This is a genomic window from Allobosea sp. OK403, assembly GCF_900113835.1.
GTDB lineage: Bacteria > Pseudomonadota > Alphaproteobacteria > Rhizobiales > Beijerinckiaceae > Allobosea.
The window spans coordinates 1-16050 of sequence record NZ_FOQV01000022.1 but is presented as its reverse complement, the minus strand read 5'-3'; the positions used below and the strand labels follow the sequence as shown (position 1 = coordinate 16050).

At 65.8% G+C, this 16050-nt stretch carries 16 protein-coding genes and 1 pseudogene; 6 read left to right on the top strand and 11 right to left on the bottom strand.

Annotated features, from left to right (window positions below; translation table 11 throughout):
* On the top strand, positions 1–219 hold a 219-nt coding region (locus tag BMZ97_RS30490), incomplete at its 5' end, for an ABC transporter permease subunit (RefSeq protein WP_348272142.1).
* Between the two features lie 124 nt (positions 220–343).
* On the opposite strand, the gene BMZ97_RS30485 is transcribed toward BMZ97_RS30490, so the two are convergent.
* The 3 genes from BMZ97_RS30485 to BMZ97_RS30480 form a co-directional block, all read right to left on the bottom strand.
* Positions 344–1369, bottom strand: coding sequence for an SIS domain-containing protein (locus BMZ97_RS30485; protein WP_348272141.1), 1026 nt, complete (start codon positions 1367–1369; stop codon positions 344–346).
* Positions 1366–1494, bottom strand: a complete 129-nt coding sequence (locus tag BMZ97_RS31795; RefSeq protein ID WP_280141803.1) for a hypothetical protein — start codon at positions 1492–1494, stop codon at positions 1366–1368. The genes BMZ97_RS30485 and BMZ97_RS31795 overlap by 4 nt, the downstream gene beginning before the upstream one ends.
* A 201-nt stretch (positions 1495–1695) precedes the next feature.
* Positions 1696–2886: a CaiB/BaiF CoA transferase family protein gene (locus tag BMZ97_RS30480; protein ID WP_175525811.1), complete on the bottom strand. Its 1191-nt coding sequence runs from the start codon at positions 2884–2886 to the stop codon at positions 1696–1698.
* Positions 2887–3009: 123 nt separating this feature from the next.
* Between BMZ97_RS30480 and moaD the strand changes: the two genes are divergently transcribed.
* Entirely contained in the window at positions 3010–3261 is a 252-nt protein-coding gene (gene moaD, locus BMZ97_RS30475) for a molybdopterin converting factor subunit 1 (RefSeq protein WP_175525810.1), read from the top strand.
* Here moaD and BMZ97_RS30470 read toward each other — a convergent pair.
* The 6 genes from BMZ97_RS30470 to BMZ97_RS30445 form a co-directional block, all read right to left on the bottom strand.
* Positions 3189–4034, bottom strand: a complete 846-nt coding sequence (locus BMZ97_RS30470; RefSeq protein ID WP_092178573.1) for a HesA/MoeB/ThiF family protein — start codon at positions 4032–4034, stop codon at positions 3189–3191. The genes moaD and BMZ97_RS30470 overlap by 73 nt on opposite strands.
* A gap of 44 nt (positions 4035–4078) precedes the next feature.
* Entirely contained in the window at positions 4079–4549 is a 471-nt protein-coding gene (locus BMZ97_RS30465) for a SufE family protein (protein ID WP_092178571.1), read from the bottom strand.
* Between the two features lie 54 nt (positions 4550–4603).
* Complete coding sequence (locus tag BMZ97_RS30460; protein ID WP_092178569.1) at positions 4604–5743, bottom strand: anhydro-N-acetylmuramic acid kinase; 1140 nt, start codon at positions 5741–5743, stop codon at positions 4604–4606.
* A 78-nt stretch (positions 5744–5821) separates the two neighbouring features.
* Positions 5822–6778: a radical SAM protein gene (locus tag BMZ97_RS30455; protein WP_175525809.1), complete on the bottom strand. Its 957-nt coding sequence runs from the start codon at positions 6776–6778 to the stop codon at positions 5822–5824.
* 321 nt (positions 6779–7099) lie between these two features.
* Positions 7100–8149, bottom strand: coding sequence for a DegT/DnrJ/EryC1/StrS family aminotransferase (locus BMZ97_RS30450; RefSeq protein WP_092178565.1), 1050 nt, complete (start codon positions 8147–8149; stop codon positions 7100–7102).
* Positions 8150–8306: 157 nt separating this feature from the next.
* Positions 8307–9476, bottom strand: coding sequence for an acyl-CoA dehydrogenase family protein (locus BMZ97_RS30445; RefSeq protein ID WP_175525808.1), 1170 nt, complete (start codon positions 9474–9476; stop codon positions 8307–8309).
* A gap of 647 nt (positions 9477–10123) precedes the next feature.
* On the opposite strand from BMZ97_RS30445, the gene BMZ97_RS30440 reads away from it, so the two are divergent.
* Complete coding sequence (locus tag BMZ97_RS30440; protein WP_092178561.1) at positions 10124–11158, top strand: TIM barrel protein; 1035 nt, start codon at positions 10124–10126, stop codon at positions 11156–11158.
* Between the two features lie 418 nt (positions 11159–11576).
* Entirely contained in the window at positions 11577–12344 is a 768-nt protein-coding gene (locus BMZ97_RS30435) for a GntR family transcriptional regulator (RefSeq protein WP_210188367.1), read from the top strand.
* Positions 12345–12422: 78 nt separating this feature from the next.
* On the opposite strand, the gene BMZ97_RS30430 is transcribed toward BMZ97_RS30435, so the two are convergent.
* Complete coding sequence (locus tag BMZ97_RS30430; RefSeq protein WP_092178559.1) at positions 12423–13925, bottom strand: ThiF family adenylyltransferase; 1503 nt, start codon at positions 13923–13925, stop codon at positions 12423–12425.
* Positions 13922–14203: a multiubiquitin domain-containing protein gene (locus BMZ97_RS30425; protein WP_175525807.1), complete on the bottom strand. Its 282-nt coding sequence runs from the start codon at positions 14201–14203 to the stop codon at positions 13922–13924. The genes BMZ97_RS30430 and BMZ97_RS30425 overlap by 4 nt, the downstream gene beginning before the upstream one ends.
* A 574-nt stretch (positions 14204–14777) precedes the next feature.
* Here BMZ97_RS30425 and BMZ97_RS30420 point away from each other — a divergent pair.
* Positions 14778–15725, top strand: coding sequence for an ABC transporter permease (locus BMZ97_RS30420; protein WP_092178555.1), 948 nt, complete (start codon positions 14778–14780; stop codon positions 15723–15725).
* An 8-nt stretch (positions 15726–15733) separates the two neighbouring features.
* Positions 15734–16050, top strand: a pseudogene (locus tag BMZ97_RS30415) (glutathione ABC transporter permease GsiD); the annotation flags it as partial.

Genomic DNA, 16050 nt, shown 5'->3' with positions numbered 1-16050 from the left:
ATCCTGGTCGAAGCCTCGCTCTCCTTCCTCGGGCTCGGCACGCAGCCACCGGCGCCATCGCTGGGCACCATGCTGTCGGAGGGGCGCAATGTGCTGCTGCTCTCGCCCTGGAGCGCGGTGTTCTCAGGGCTGGCGATCCTGATCCTGGCCTTCGCGCTCAACCTGCTCGGCGATGTCCTGCGCGACACCCTCGATCCGCGCCTGCGAGGCGAACAGTGATCTGCCGAAATGCTCTAGCCCCTTGTTTTATCGCGTTTTCTTCACGCGAACCGGTGTCCACTTCGCTCGAAAATGCTCTGGCGCCCGCGATCTCGCATGGCTGACAGAGGTCGGGCTCTGATCGCTACAGCGTCTCCGTCACCTTCTTCAGATGCGGGGGATTGTCGGGGTCGTAACCCATCGCGAGCGCCGTGCGCTCGATCATGCGATAGGCCGGGGCCAGCATGGCGATGGCGTCCGTGACCGGATGATCATCGCCGATCCAGGGCAGGCGCGAGTCCGGCCCGCCGGCGAGGTGCGCCGCGAGATGCGAGGCGTCGAGATTGGCGATCAGCGCGTCGACCGCCTCGGCGGTCTCGTCTCCGACCCGCAGCGCCAGCACCGGGGTCTGGTCGGTGACGGCCGCGCGCGGCCCGTGCAGCAATTCGGCAGCGGAATAGGCGAGCGCCGGCAGGCGCAAGGTCTCGGCCATCTTGAGCGCGATTTCGCGCGCCGGGCCCAAGCCGTAGCCGCGCCCTGCGATGAAGGCGGCGCGTGCCATCGGCAGGCTCCGGCCGACCACGTCCCAATCGAGCTGCAACGCCTGCGATAGCCGCCCAGGCAGGCGCTCCAGCGCGGCCAGGAGCTCGTGATCATCGGCGAGATGAGCGACCAGCAGCGCGCCCAGTGCCATCGACCCGATCACACTCTTGGTGGCGGCGACCGAGCGCTCCAGCCCCGCCTCCAGCGGCAGCACCCATTGGGCTGCGCGAGCCACGGGCGAAGTGATGTCGTTGAGGATGGCGACCGTCGCGGCGCCCTCACGACGGGCGGCCATCGTGGCCGCCACGAGGTCCGGGCTGCGGCCCGATTGCGAGATGACGATGAACAGCGCGCGGCGCAGCGCCACCGGCCGTTTCAAGCTGGTGATCACCGAGGGCGCGGTCGCAGAAACGGGCACGCCGATACGTGTCTCCAGGAGATAGCGCAGATGGACGCCGGCATGCCCGGAGCTGCCGCGCCCGCAGATCACGGCGACATCGAAATCCATTCGCTGCAAGCGCGCAGCCAGCGCCGCGAGGTCACCGCGCGAGGCCATGATGCGGGCCACCACATCCGGCGCTTCGGCGGTTTCATTCGCCATTGCCGAGCCGAGCCTCAGATCCGTCATGGGTTGCTGGCCATTGCATGGCCGGCGCGCAGAGCGGCGATGGCCGAATTCGCTCGCTCCAGCGCATCGCCGGTCATCCAGGGGTGGGGATCGACGAAACGGTGACTGATGCGTTTCGTCGGCATGGCTGGATTCTCCGGTGGCTATAGAACCACTTTAATGCCTTTCGCCGTTCTAGCAATACCAATCGATGCGCGATCGGGCAAAACCGCTGCTGCCGGCCGAGCGGAGTCTGCACCCGGCTCTCATCAAAGAGCGAGAACGAGATCGACGCGAAAAGCCGGTTCCCACCGTTTCGCGTCCTGCGCCCTGCGCTGCCGGGTCCCTCAGATTGTCCCCGCCGCCTGCAACCGTTCGATCTCGGGGGCGCTCATGCCGAGCCACTCCGATAGGATCTCGGCGCCGTGCTCGCCGAGGCCGGGCGCGCCGCGGCGAATGACGGTGGGCGTGCCATGCAGCCGCACCGCAGGCGCCTGGAACGGCACCGAACCCATGACCGGGTGAGGCACGTCGACGATCTGTTTGCGATGCACCACCTGCGGATTGGCGATGACGTCGGCGATGGTGGCGACGCGCTCGCAGGGTATGTCGGCTGCGTGGATGATCTCGAGAACGGCTTCGCCATCGAGCCCGGCTGCCCAGGCATCGATGATCGCCTCCAGCTCGGCGACATTGGCGTTGCGGGCGACGAAGGTGGCGAAGCGTGCATCCTGCGCCAGCTCCGGCCGGCCCATCGCGGCGGCGAGCCGCGGGAAATGCACGTCGTTGCCGGCGACGATGTAGATCCAGATGCCGTCCCGGCTGCGGAAGCAGTGCGAGGGCGAGAGGTAGCGATCGCGGTTGCCAAGGCGTTCCGGCTCGCGGCCGAAGAGGATGCGCTCCGGGATTGCTGTGGTCATCAGCGCCATGCCGCTGTCCATCAAGGTCGCCTCGACGACCTGGCCGCGGCCGCTGGTCTCGCGCGCATGCAGCGCCGCGAGGGTGCCGATGACCCCGTAGAGCGCGGTCGAATAGTCGCAGACGAAGACGCCCGCCATGGTCGGCGCGCCGCCTGCCGGTCCGGTCATCGCCATGACGCCGGACTGCGCCTGCGCGGCGCCGTCGAAGCAGGGATGCTGCGCGAGCGGCCCTTCCTGCCCGAAGCCGGAGATGCGCACCATGATCAGGCGCGGATTCAGCGCGCTCAGCACGTCCCAACCGAGCCCCATGGCCTCCATCGTGCCGGGCCGGAAGTTCTCGATCAGGATGTCGGCCGTAGCGGCGAGCTGCCGGAGCAGCGCCTGGCCCTCCTTGTCGCGGAAATCGATGGCGAAGCCGCGCTTGTTGCGGTTGGCCGAGAGAAAGAACAGCGTGTCTCCCTCCACCGTCTCGCCGACGCGCCGGCCCTCCTCGCCGCCGTCGATACGTTCGACCTTTACCACATCGGCGCCGAGATCACCCAGAAGCTGACCGCAGAACGGTCCGGCAATATAGCGCGAAAGGTCGATTACCTTTACCCCATCAAGCGACGCCGGCATGGATTTACCCTTCATTTATTGACGATATTCCAAATAAATACTATTTATCCTGCCATAAAGAGAGATTTTTATTGACATAAGCATCGCTATCAGAATTTATTACGCTTGGAAATGGAGATCCATATGAAAATTTCCTATTTCTCCTGGCTCCGCACCAAGACCGGCATCCCCAATGAGGAGATCGCCTTGCCGGTGCAATGCAGGACGGTTGACGACCTCGTCCGGCATCTTTCGACGCGCTATCCAGCCCTGGCCGAGATTGCCGACGCGCGCGGCAGCATGCGCTTCACCGTCAATCGCCGTTACGTCGAGAATTCGCACGAGCTTGCCTCCGATGACGAGGTGGGGCTGTTCCCGCCGGTGACGGGCGGCTGAGCTATCGCTTCGCAGGTCAGGCAACCCGCCCGGCGCGGCAGGGCGATGGCGTCGAGCGCGCAGCGCCAGGCGTCGTACATCATCAGCGTGCCCGAGAGGCTCGGCCCCGTGCCCAGAACCTCCTTGATCACCTCGATGGCCTGCATCGAGCCAAGCGCCCCGACCGCCGGGCCGAGCACGCCGATTTCGGAGCAGGACGGCGTCACTGCCGCCGGCGGCGTGTCCGGGAACAAGCAACGGTAGCAAGGGTGCGGCGGGCCGAGATAGGCCTTGAAGGTCGTGATCAGCCCGTCAGTGAGCTGTACCGCGGCGCTGACCAGCGGGATCTGCGCCGCAAGGCAGGCTGAATGCACGGCGTCCCGGGTGGCGAAATTGTCGCTGCCGTCTGCGACGATGTCATAGCCGGCCACCAGCTCTGCCGCGTTCTCCGCGCTGATGGGCATGTCGTGGCGGATGATCGCAACATGCGGGTTGAGCGCGCGCAGCGACTTCTCGGCGCTCTCGGTCTTGGGCATGTCGAGCCGCTCGACCGAATGCAGGATCTGCCGGTGGAGGTTGGAGATCTCGACATAGTCGAAATCGACGATGCCCAGCGTGCCGATACCGGCCGCGGCGAGATACAGCAGCAGCGGCGAGCCCAGCCCGCCGGCACCGATCACCAGGACCCGGGCGGCCTTGAGCTTTTCCTGGCCGGAGACGCCGATCTCCGGCAGCACGGTCTGCCGCCGATACCATTGCAGCTCCTCGGGACTCAGCGTCTGGGGCATCCGCATTCCGGCGCTCCTCCTTGCATGCAATCCTGGCGGGCTGCCGCCGCTCATGCTTTGTGGGCGATCGGACGCCCGTCCGATGCGGCTGCTGCGGCCGCCCTGATGCGCTTGACCACCAGATAGAGCCCGTTGGCGCGACTTGGCGCGAGGCTGCGGCCGACGAGCAGCCGCTCGACCACCTCGGGCGAGTAGGCCAGGATCTCGTGCGGCCGCCGATCGCCATAGAGCCTGAGCACCATGGCGAGCAGGCCGCGCATCAGCATCGCGTCGGAATCCAGCGCGAGCCGCATGCGGTCCTGGTCGGCGTCATGCGCGGCCACGACCCAGACCTGGGACTGGCAGCCCTTGACGCGGTTGTCCTCGCAGCAATCCTCCGGCGCCAGACGTGGCAGGCGCCGGCCGAGGCTGAGCACATGCCCGACCCGTTCGGTGAAATCCGCGAAGGCGGCGAACTCGGCTTCGAGTTGCGCCGCGACTTCGGCGATGGGTTCCTCGATCGGGCTGTCGAGCATGGTCATGGCCGACTCCGGCTTGATGACGTTGGTCGTTCAGACGGCGTGTTCCAGGCCGGTTCAGGCCCGCCTGGCGGTGGCCGGGCGGGTCGCGATCTGCCCCCCGGTCATCGGCCCGGCGACGCCGGTAGTAAGGGGGAAGCTCAACGGCATGCCGCGCAAGGCGCGGACCGCGAGATAGGCGAAGCATTCGGCCTCGACCGCGTCGCCGCGGAAGCCCACCGCTTCGGCTGGAACGACCTCGACCCCCGCACGCTTCGGCAGCGCCGCCATGATCGCCGGGTTCTTGCGCCCGCCGCCGCAAACGATGAGCTTCGTCGGCCGTTGCGGCAGCTGGTCGAGCGAGCGCCCGACCGTGCCGGCGGTGAAGGCGGTCAGCGTCGCTGCCCCGTCTGCCAGCGAAAGCCCCTCGGCCATGTCGGCGGTGAAATCATAGCGGTCGAGCGATTTCGGATAGGGCGCGGTCAGGTAGGGGTGGTCGAGCAATCGGGCGAGCCGCTCCTCATCGACCGTGCCGCTGAGCGCCAGCGCTCCGTCGACATCCATGTCGCCCTTGCCGTGGCGCATGATCCAGTCGTTGATCGGTCCGTTGGCCGGCCCGGTGTCGAAGGCGTGGAACTCCTCGCCACCTGCCCACCAGGTGATGTTGCCGACTCCGCCGAGGTTCAGCGCAGCGGTCTCGGGTCCCGCATTGATGCCGCGCAGCAGCGCGACGTGATAGCTCGCCGAGAGGGGCGCGCCATGGCCGCCGGCGCGCATGTCGGCAGTGCGGAAGTCGTAGACGACATCGACGCCGAGCATGTCGGCCATCAAGCGGCCGTCTCCGAGCTGGCGTGTGTCGCCATGTCGGCCGGGCTCGGGCGCGCGGTGCAGCACCGTCTGCCCGTGGAAGCCGACAGCTGCGACATCGGCGGGCGTCAGACCCGCCTCCGCCATGAAATCGGCCACCGCCTCGGACTGCGCCCGGGTCAGCGCTGCCTCGGCTTCGGCGAAGATGGCGGGCTCCGGCCCTTCGAAGCGCCAGGCCAGCGCCGCCTCGACTGCGGCCGCGAGCAGAGCCCGGATGTCGGTCTTGTACGGAGCGAGCTTCCAGTGGCCAAACTCAGCCACATTCTCCCCATCGGTGCGGATCGACGCCACGTCGATCATCCCGTCGAGAACTGTCCCCGTCATTAACCCGATAGCCCAAACCGGCTTCATGCGTCGCACTCCCTTTCCGTTCCCAGATCCTGATGATTCATAGTCAATTCGGCGCGGCGCGCATTACGGTTCATCGCCTCAGGCGGCCAGGCGGTGCTTGGCGTAGACCTGACCCTCCGGCTTCCGGCAGGACTTGCAATGGCCGACGCTGCAGCGGCCCTGCGTTTCCATGCGGTCGCGGAAGGCCAGGCCGCGTTCCAGAACCTGCTCGGCGCTCTCGTCGAACAGATTGCCGATCACGCCGTGCTGGCCGTGGCTGATGATGCAGATCGAGACCTTGCCGTCCGGCGCCAGGCACATGACATGACCGGCCCAGAAGCAGGCGCCACTGGGCACGGGCAATTTGGGGTTGACGTCTTGCATCATGCGCTGGTGCAGCTTCTCGTCGCTTTCGAGATCCGACAGGGAGGCGACGTCGTGGTGCGCGCCGCCGGGCAGCAGCGGCGTGACCTTGACGTGGTCATCGACGCGTTCGAGCAGGCGCAGGAAAGCCGGATCATAGCTCTCGATCGGCTCGCCGAGATCGATCTGGTAAACGCCGACCTTGACGTGCTCGTCGGCGGCCGCCTCCTCGAGCAAGATCTCGAGCCCGCGCAGCGTGCGCTCGAACGTACCCTCGCCGCGGTTGAGATCATGAGACAGCGCGTTGCCGCCGTCGATCGAGACGAAAATCTTGTGCCGGTGCTTCACTTCGAGCAGCTGCCGCGCCCGCTTCCTGGTCAGCATCGTGCCGTTGGTGTGCCATTGCAGCTGGGTGTCGGGCATGATGTCGCGCGTGACCGCCAGCAGCTCGTGGAAACGGTTGTTCATCAAGGGCTCGCCGCGCCAGTTCAGGTGGATGGTCTTTACCTCGAGCGCTGGTGAATCCTTGAGCTTGATCAGGGCCTGCTCCAGATCGGCCGGATCAAGGTCGAGCTTGCCGTGACTTTCCTTGGTGTAGCAAAGGCGACACGCCAGATTGCAGCGTGTCGTCGGATCGAGCCAGAGCCAGACGGGCGAAGGAGCGGCCCTCTGGGCGGTGTTTGCATGCAGCATAGGCTTGGCCTCCGGGTTGAATTGCCTTTGCACGGTTGCCATGGCCGACCTGCCTGCCGCCCGGCGCGTGCGCCGGGCCTTGCTCTCGACGGCAGAAACGCTTGCCGCCCTGCGGCGGCCAACCCTGTGCAACCTCGAAACGCCCCACCGCGGCGCTCGCTGCGCCGGCCGACCTCCATTTCGTGTTCGATCATGCCCCCGCGACGCGTCACGGGGACGCTGCCTCGACGGCCGGGAGAGATTGTCTTTCGCGTATCTCTATAGGACCACTTTAGTATCAAAGTAAGACCACTGCGTCAAACGATCCGCAGTGCCAGATGCTCACACTGGCGCGGGCATCCGGAGAAATTTCGTCTCGTCCTGTGCCGGCAAACCACCCTCGCGCGGATAATAGATCGGCACGCACCAGTGGTTGGTGGCGGCCCATTCCGTATTCGGCAGCGAGACGTCCTGGCCGAATATCCGATGGCACGGCAATTCGTAGACCTTGCCGGTCGAGGCCGGGATCTCGTCGAAGACGATGTATTTGTAGAAGCCGCTCGACATGCCGGCGGGCAGGCGCACGCGGTTGGGGTGGTGCTGGTCCAGCACGTCGCGGGCATAGGCCTGCTTCCAGGCCACGATCTCGCCGAGGCGCCGGGTCTGCACCACACCCAGCGCGGCCCGGAACTCATCCAGGCGGTGATTGAGGCTGCGCACCTTGTAGCGCGAGCCGCGCCCGTAATCGCGGTAGCTGCGCAGATGCCGCACCATCTCGTCATTGCTGCTGACGGCGATGCCGCCCTCGGCCGTGGAGATCGTCTTGGTGGCATAGAAGGAGTAGAGGCCAACCTCGCCCCAGCTCCCGGGCTTGCGGCCGTTCCAGTCCGCGCCCGCGGCATGGGCGCAGTCCTCGAACAGGACGATGCCTTTCTCGCGGCAATAAGCGGCGATGCGCTCGATGTCGAAGGCGATATGCCCGCCGATATGAACGATCCAGGCGAGTTTGGGCTTCGCCATCTCGGCCTTGGCGACGAAGTCGTCATAGGAGCCGCAGAGATCCTCGCGGTTGCAGTCGTAGAACACGATTTCGGCGCCGGCGAGCTGGGAGGCGCGCGGCGTCGCCAGGAAGGTGTTCGACGGGCACAACACCGTCTCGCCGGCGACGCCGACGAAATCCAGCGCAGCCAACGCGGCCCCGGCCCAGTTGTCGAAGGCGACGGAGGCAAGTCCGTTCCAGTCCCGCCACAGGGCTTCGAACTCCTCGATCTGTTCGCCATGGCTCCAGCGCTGCGAGCGCAGCACCTTGCGCCAGCGCGCCATCACTTCGTCCTCGTCGCGGTCGTCGAAACCGACGGTGAAGGGCATTGGCAGCGGCGAGGTTACGGGCATGGGCTGTGGGCTCCGGTGCTAATCGGCGAGGCTTGGAGGCGTTAGACTCTCGAATTCACCAAGTTTCTGCAGTTGTAATCTGAAGACAATACGAATCTATGGTAGTAGTCAATCAGTTTATTATCGTAATTTTACAGATACTATTCCATAAAATAGCCTATAATACTGTGTCTTCCGCATCGATTCCAAGCATCAGTGCGCCAAGTGCGCGACCTTGAGCTTCATATTGATTAGCCGCGTGCTGGCGGCCGGCGGCGATATCGGCGAGATGCCGCCCGAAAGGATGGCTCTTTGCCAGGCCAGAGGCACCGCAGGCCTTGAACAGCCTCGCGGCAAGCAAGCTGCAGCGTTCGGCCGCCATCGTCGCCTGGAGGCGGTAGACCATGCGCTGCGGGATCGGTGCCTGCTCGCCGCGACGGGCATAATCCGTCAGCCGCGCGAAGTTGCGCGCCATGATGGCGGTGATCTCATCGAGCGAGGCCTCGACCTCGGCGACGATGAGCTGGGCCACCGGATCGCGCGCCACGGCCTGGCCGGTGACGGCGACGCGGGCGCGGCTATGGTCGAGGAAGGCGTCGAGGAACCCCCGCAGCGCCCCGACCGCTGGCATGGTGATGGTGCGGAACAGCAGCTGCGGCAGCGGCAGCCGGTAGAGTGGGGCCGTGTTGATCGCGAGCCCTGGGCTGGTGCCGAGGAAGCGGTCGACATGCCGATGTGCGCGGTGTTCGGGAACGAAGATGCCCTCCACAGTGACATCCTGGCTGCCGGTGCCGCGCAGCCCCATCGTATCCCAGTTGTCATGCACGAGGGCGTCGGCGCGGGGCAGGAGGAAGACGCGCAAATCCGGCGGCGCGCCTGGTGCGCCTGCTTCCTGTCCGGCCGTCTCCGCGCTGACGCTGCCTGCGAGTATCAGCCAGTCGCAATAGTTGGAGCCGCTGGCGAAGCCCCAGCGCCCGCTGAGCCGGAAGCCGCCGCCAACCGGCGTCGCCTTGCCTGTCGGCATGTAACTGCAGGCGAGGAGAGCGTCGGGATCCTCGCTCCAGACATCGTCCTGCGCACGTTCGTCGAACAATGCGAGGTGGAAGGCGAGCACCCCCATCACGCCCTGCAGCCAGCCGGCCGACATGTCGCCTTCGGCGAGCGCCGCCTGGACGATGAAGAAAGTTTCGGGGTCGAGTTCCGGCCCGCCATAACGCTGCGGCTGCAGCAGCCGGAACAGCCCGGCCGAACGCATGGCATCCATCACGATCGGCGAGAGCCGTGCATCGCGATCACCGTCCCCGGCCTTGCTGCGCAGCAGGGGGATCAGCGTTCGGGCCCGCGTCAACGCTACAGCACGCGCCTCCTCCGTCGCGGCACTGGGCAGCGCGGAAAATGATCGAAATACGCTAGCATTCTGCATGGCCACACTCCTCGAGATAGGACCAATTCGAATTATCTTCGCTTTCGCCTGCGATGTGTTGGCAAACGGCCGGGCCGTTTAGCGAGTGGATAAAATACCGAATAATATCAGTATAATGCGACTTTTTAGCTTCGAAGTCGGTGGAAATGAGTTTTAGTCAAGGCCTTGAGCCGAATGTCTGGCGGACACCGGCGGCGGGACGCCGACATGTAGGCTTGCTGGAAATCTCTCAAAGAGCAAGACCTATCCGGTACCAATCTGTCTATTGCGTGGCAGGAAAGAGAACGCCATCCTGAATCGGCGCCGCGCCGCCGCAGGTATGGCCGCGGCGATCGCGCCGGGCACAGGCGGTGCCTGCGCGAGAGCGATTGTTTTGACGCGTTTTCTTCACGCGAACCGGTATCCACTTCGCTCGAAAACGCTCTAGAGCCGGATGATTTCAGACGGGGTCACTTCGTGATCCCGCCTGAAATCTGAATCCGTCTCTCATCAAGGGGTTAGAGCAGGATCAATGCGAAAAACCGGTTCCCACTTTTTCGCATCCTGCTCTAGAAGCCGCTCCAGGAGAGCCGATGACCGACGCCGTTTTCGCCCTGAAGGCCGCGCTGGCCGATCCCGCTCAACTAGAGGCCCGCGCCGCATGGCTGGCCCGCGCGGGTCGGCCCATCGTGCTGGAGCTGCATACCTTCGGCGCGCGCGACATCGACACGACCGCCGGCCTCGCCGCCTCCCGCGCGACGGTGGCCCAGCTCCGGGACCATTATGCGGTCGAGCGCCTGATCGTGCATGTGCCCGTGCAGCAGGTACCCGTGGTGACGCAGACCGATTTTGATGCCGGTCAATGCCAGAGGGCGATCGCCTTCGCGGCGGAGATCGGCGCCGAGGCGGTCGTGCTGCATCGCTATTTCGATCTGGTTTTCGGGGATGCGCCGCCCCGCGCCACCTCGAAGCCGGAGGCGATCGGGCGCTTTAACGCCATTATTCGCGACCTCGCCCGTCTCGCGCCCGAAATCAGGCTGCTGGTCGAGAATATCGGGCACTACTCGCTGCTGCCGCGCGATGGCCGGAATTACCTCAACGGACCGCTCGACCATTTCTTCCCCTGGGAGATCAGCGCCTTCCGCCGCTTTTGCACGCAGGAAGGGCTGACCAATGTCGAGCCCTTCGTCGATGTGGCGCACGCCACGCTCTCGGCCAATCTGTTCAACCGCCGCAAGTTGCGCTTCGCTGAGACGGCCGACGATCCGCGCTTCGCCTGGATCACGCCGGACGATCTCGATCAGGCGGAATGGCTGGCGCCCTTCGATTTCGTCGATCCCGCGATGAGCTACCTCCATGTCTCGGACGCCAGCCTGCTTGATGCGGCCGAACTTGCGGAGCCGAACCTGCCCGAAGCGCGTCTCGTCGAGGGCATCGTCAGCGAGGGGCTGGAAATCGGTATGGGCAATTTGCCTTTCGCGCTGCTGCCGGACCGGCTGGGGCAGGGGACGCCGACGCTTGTCGTCGAGGTCGAGCCGGGAGCCGGTGAAACGCATATCGACAACAGCGCCCAGCTCCGCTCGCTCGAACGGCTCGCGGCGCTGTTCGACCAGGCACTGGCGATCTGAAGCGTCTGGGGCCGGTCACTCGCTCGAAGCGGGGCCATGAGAGGACGTCACGCAGATGTGGCGTCCGGCTGTCAGGGGGCGTGTTTCCGCCAGGCTCGGCGCGTCACGCGTCGAGGTTGCGCCCGTGCCTCTAGCCTTTGGATAAGGGCGTGGTCGCGAAATGAAACGATGTTAAAGTGGTTTCGTCGCGCATAATCTTGATCTGCGGCCCCTGAGGCTTTTCAAGCCCCGGCGGGGTGGAGCGTGTCGGCTGCCGGCGTAGCAGCACCCGTCGCGAGACGCTGCGGCCGAATTCCGCTGCACTTCGCGCAGTACGGACCTAACAGACGAACGGATGATGACGAAACAGCCGTCGAATCGCGCCCGGTCGACGGTCGCCGAACAAGCATCTGAAGCGGGGGACGCCGTTCGGCGCAATGTGCGGACGGAGCTCCTCGCGGCACTCAACCCGGCGAGCGCAACGCCGCGCTATCTGCAGCTCGCCTCGGCCATCCGCTACCTGATCCAGCGCGACGTTTTTCGCGCCGACGAGGCGCTGGCATCGGAGCGCGACCTGGCGGCCTGGACCAATTTCGCGCGCATCACGGTGCGCCGCGCGATCGAGGTGCTGCTGCGGGAGGGCATCCTGACACGGCGGCAAGGCTCGGGCACCTATGTCACGCGCCGCATCGAGCAGCCGCTCTCCGTGCTGGCGAGCTTCACCGAGGAGATGTCCTCGCGTGGGCGTCGGGCCGGCTCGACCTGGCTCTCCAAAGAGATCGCGCGGGTCTCCTCCAGCGAGGCGCTGGCGCTGGGCCTGGATCCCGGCGAGTCCGTGCTGCGCCTCTCCCGGGTCCGCACTGCCGAGAACGAACCGCTGGCCATCGAGACCGCGGCCGTGCCCGCCTCTTTGCTGTCCTCGCCGGATCTGGTGGGAGATTCCCTCTATGCGGCGCTCGCGACCGCCGGTTGCCGGCCGGCGCGGGGCGTGCAGCGTCTGCATGCCTCGCTCGCCACCACGCAGGAAGCCAAGCTGCTGATGATCCCGCCCGGCAGCGCCGTGCTCCGGATCGAGCGCCGCGCCTTCCTCGCCAATGGCCGCCCCATCGAGTTCACCGTCTCTGCCTATCGAGGCGACCGCTACGACTTCGTCGCGACGCTGCGTTCCAGTCCGAGCGAGGCCAATGGCGAGAGTGAGGGGAGCTGACGCCAGGTTCGCGCAGGACCAGCTTATCCAAGAGCAGGATGCGAAAAGTGAGCACCGGTTTTTCGCATTGATCCGGCTCTAGACGTTCTCCGCCACGATCTTTCGGGCCGGTTCCCAATGGGCCGGCGGCTGGAAGGGGGCCGTGTCTGCCGCCTGATCGGCGAAGCCGCGCACCCTGCCGCAGACGCAATCGCCTTTGCGGCGCTGTGGACGGTCGACGGCGCCGAGGCATTCGGCCACCAGATCGAGCTGGAGGCGCTCGAATTTGGGATCGAAGCGACCGGTCAGCCAGCCGATGACGAAGCCCGCCGCCAGCGTTCCCGCCGTCGTGGTGATGTAGCCCACGGTGTCGATCTGTGGGATCGCGCCGGCAATCGGGTCTGGCCGCTCGCCGCGCGCGACGGCCGCCTCAGCCTCGGCCTTGGCGGCCTCGCGCTCGTCGGCCGACATCATCTCCTGTCGGAAACGGGTCGGGTTTATCATGCCTCTGCACTGCGGACAGGGATCCTCGGGGAGGAAGCGGACGAGTTGGACGATCTGCCCCGTGACTACCCCGTTCGCGCCCTCGATCAAGCCGCCGGTGTCGAGCGCCGGCATGGCGTAGCGCCGCGCGATGTCGGAAACCGCGAGCCGGCTCGTATGCTGGTCAGTACACCCCATCAAGACATCGGCCTGGATCACGGCGTCGATGATCTCGGGTTGGGGCAGCCGGCCGATCCAGGTCTCGACCACCACGTCGGGCGACATGCCGGCGACATGGCGACGCGCGATCGTGACCTTGGGCACCGCATCCGTTGCGTCCTGCGGCACACTGCCATGAAGCCGTTCCAGGTTGGATTCGCTGGCATGATCGGAATCGATCACGATCAGGCGTCCGACCCCGGCACGCGCCAGGATCGGGATCGCGGCCGAGCCTGTGCCCCCGGCGCCGATCAGCGCCACGGTCGCACGCTGCAGCCGCTGATAGGCCTCCTTGCCGAAGGCGCTGGTAAGCCGGGCCACGCGCTCGGGCGGGATCGGAGGGGCGGGTGGGCGTTCGCCGCGCGGCCAGGCAACAACGTCGGGCCGGCGGGCCGCAGCCACGCGTGTCACCTCCCGCCAGATGCCGCCGTGGAAAATGCGGCCCGAGACCGCGATCTCCTTGCCGGTGTCGCCTGCGAGTTCTGACATGATGATGCTGACATAGGGGCGGTCCGGCGCGAAATCGGCAAAATACGCCGCGTAATAACGATCCATCTCGTCATCGACGGAGCTTGGCCGGGGCGGAGCGCCTTCGGGATGAGAGTGGATGATGCCGACACCAAGCGCATGCCGCTCCGCTGTGAGCGCGATCCGCCGCGAATAGCTGGCGGAAATCTTCACATCCGCGACGCTGTCGTCGAGATCGCCCTCAACCGGTTCGTCGAGCGCGGCCAGGGTTACAACGAGCCCCTCCGGCGTTTCACGCCAGCCGAAACGCGCGAAACTCGCCCATTCCTTGCGCGGATAGCGCCGGAAGACGAGGCGCTCGAGGCGGTCGAACTCCGGCGAGGCGAAGCGCAACAGCGTCGCCGGCCCCACCATGCGAGGGATGGGGTTCATGCGCCGTCTCCAGCTGGTGACCCGCCCATCACATATTGGCGCGTGACCAGGAATTGCTGGCCGGGCGCGAGCGTGACTGGCGCGTCCAGCACCAACTCGGTGGGTTCGCCATCGCCCGCCTCGATCTCGACCACGGCGTTCTCCGCCGGCACCCCGAGCAGGGCGGCTAAGCCTGCGCCTGTCACCCCCGGCCTGACCTCGAACCGCCTGCGATTGACGAAGATGACGATGGCGCTGGACGTCGTTTCGTCCCCGGTGGGGTTTGTCGTGCTGCTCATCGCTTGCCTCCTGGGGACGCTGCAAAGCCTTTGGTTTGGTAAAGCCTTGGGTTCAAACTTTGGGTTCGAGCGCATGCGTGGGGCACAGCGGCCGCTCGCGAATACCTGCGGCGAGGCAAGGCGAAGTCACCGGCGCGGCTGCCCGCGGCAATACCAATATGAAACCAAATAGCCGCAACTTGGGGTAGATAGTCAAGGATGGAGCGGATCATCGTTAAGGACAGCACAATCCGCGGTGGAAGCATTGAACGATCGGCGAGGCAGAGCTAATCCACTTGCGGCAGGTGAAGCTCTCTGGTTACGCCGATGGCGGCGGCACGGGTTGCTGGCCGTGGCTCTATATGCGGCATGAGCCGCCGTCGGCGCTGTGCGACGCAGTTGCGGGCTCGCTGTTTCTCGCCGACCGCCTCCGAAAAATGCCGGCGCCGCGGGCGGGTATCGACATAAGTGGCTTGCAATTGGTATTATCTAATATTACCAGTTTGAAACCAGGTGGACGCTGGCATCGTCCGCCCAACGCGCGGGCAGTCTCCGCCTGCGCTTGCAGTCGAAACCAGGGCAGTTAAATCGCGTCATGCGCTCCTTCCTTGCCAACCGCGCGCTTGATCTTGCCGTCGTTTTGTTTGGCGTGTCTGTGCTGACGTTCCTGATGATCCGGCTGATCCCGGGTGATGCGGTGGCGATCATGCTCGGTGCCAATACCGAGGTGACGCCCGATCGGGTCGCTGCGCTGCGCAGTAGGATCGGGCTCGATCAGCCGGTGGTGCTGCAGTATTTCAATTGGCTCGGCGGCGTGCTGAGCGGTGATCTCGGCGTCTCGCTGTGGACCCGGCGGCCGGTCTCGCAGGAGATCACGGGCCATATGTGGCCGACGATCCAACTCACCGTGCTGGCGCTGATCGTGGGAGCGGGCCTGTCGCTGCCGCTGGGCGTGCTGATGGCGCGGTTGCGCGGCAAGGCCTGGGACACCGCCTTGCGGGTCGGCTCGGTGGCGGGGCTCACCATCCCCTCCTTCTGGCTCGGCATCATGATGATCCTGGCGCTGACGACGCTGGCGCCGGACTGGCAGCTGCTCGGCTATGTCCCGTTCAGCGAGGACCCGCTCGGCAATGTCGCCAAACTGCTGCTGCCGGCAGTGGCGCTGGCCCTGCCGATCCTGGCCAATCTGTCTCGCCTGGTGCGCTCGGCCATGCTCGACGCGCTGCAGCAGGACTATGTCCGCACCGCCCGCGCCAAGGGCCTGGCGGAGCGGCGCATCCTGTACCGGCACGCGCTGCGCAACGCTCTGATCCCGTTCGTGACGAGTGCCGGCATCATGACCGGCTATCTGCTCGGCGGCGCCATCGTAGTGGAGCAGGTTTTTGCCATTCCGGGGCTGGGACGATTGATCCTGGGGGCCATCGCCGAGCGCAATTATCCGCTGGTGCAGGCGACCATCCTCGTCGTCACCTTTGCCTTCGTGCTCGTCAATTTCGTGGTCGATCTGCTTTATGTGCTGATCGATCCGCGCGTGCGGCTGTGAGCGCTGCCGTGGCCAAGAAGACGGGGAAGACATCAAAGCTGCTGGTCGTCGCGGCGAGCGCCGTGATCATGCTCGTCCTCGTTGCCGTGCTGGCGCCCTGGATCTCACCTTACGATCCGCTGGCGCAGGACATCCTGGCCCGGTTGAAGGGTCCGAGCGCGGCGCATTGGCTGGGTGCCGACCAGTTCGGCCGCGATCTGCTGTCGCGGCTGATCCATGGCCTGCGCGCTTCGCTGGGCATCTCGGCTGCGGCGGTGATCGTCGCGCTTCTGATCGGCGGGACGCTTGGCCTCGTCGCCGCCTATTATCGCGGCTGGACCGAGCG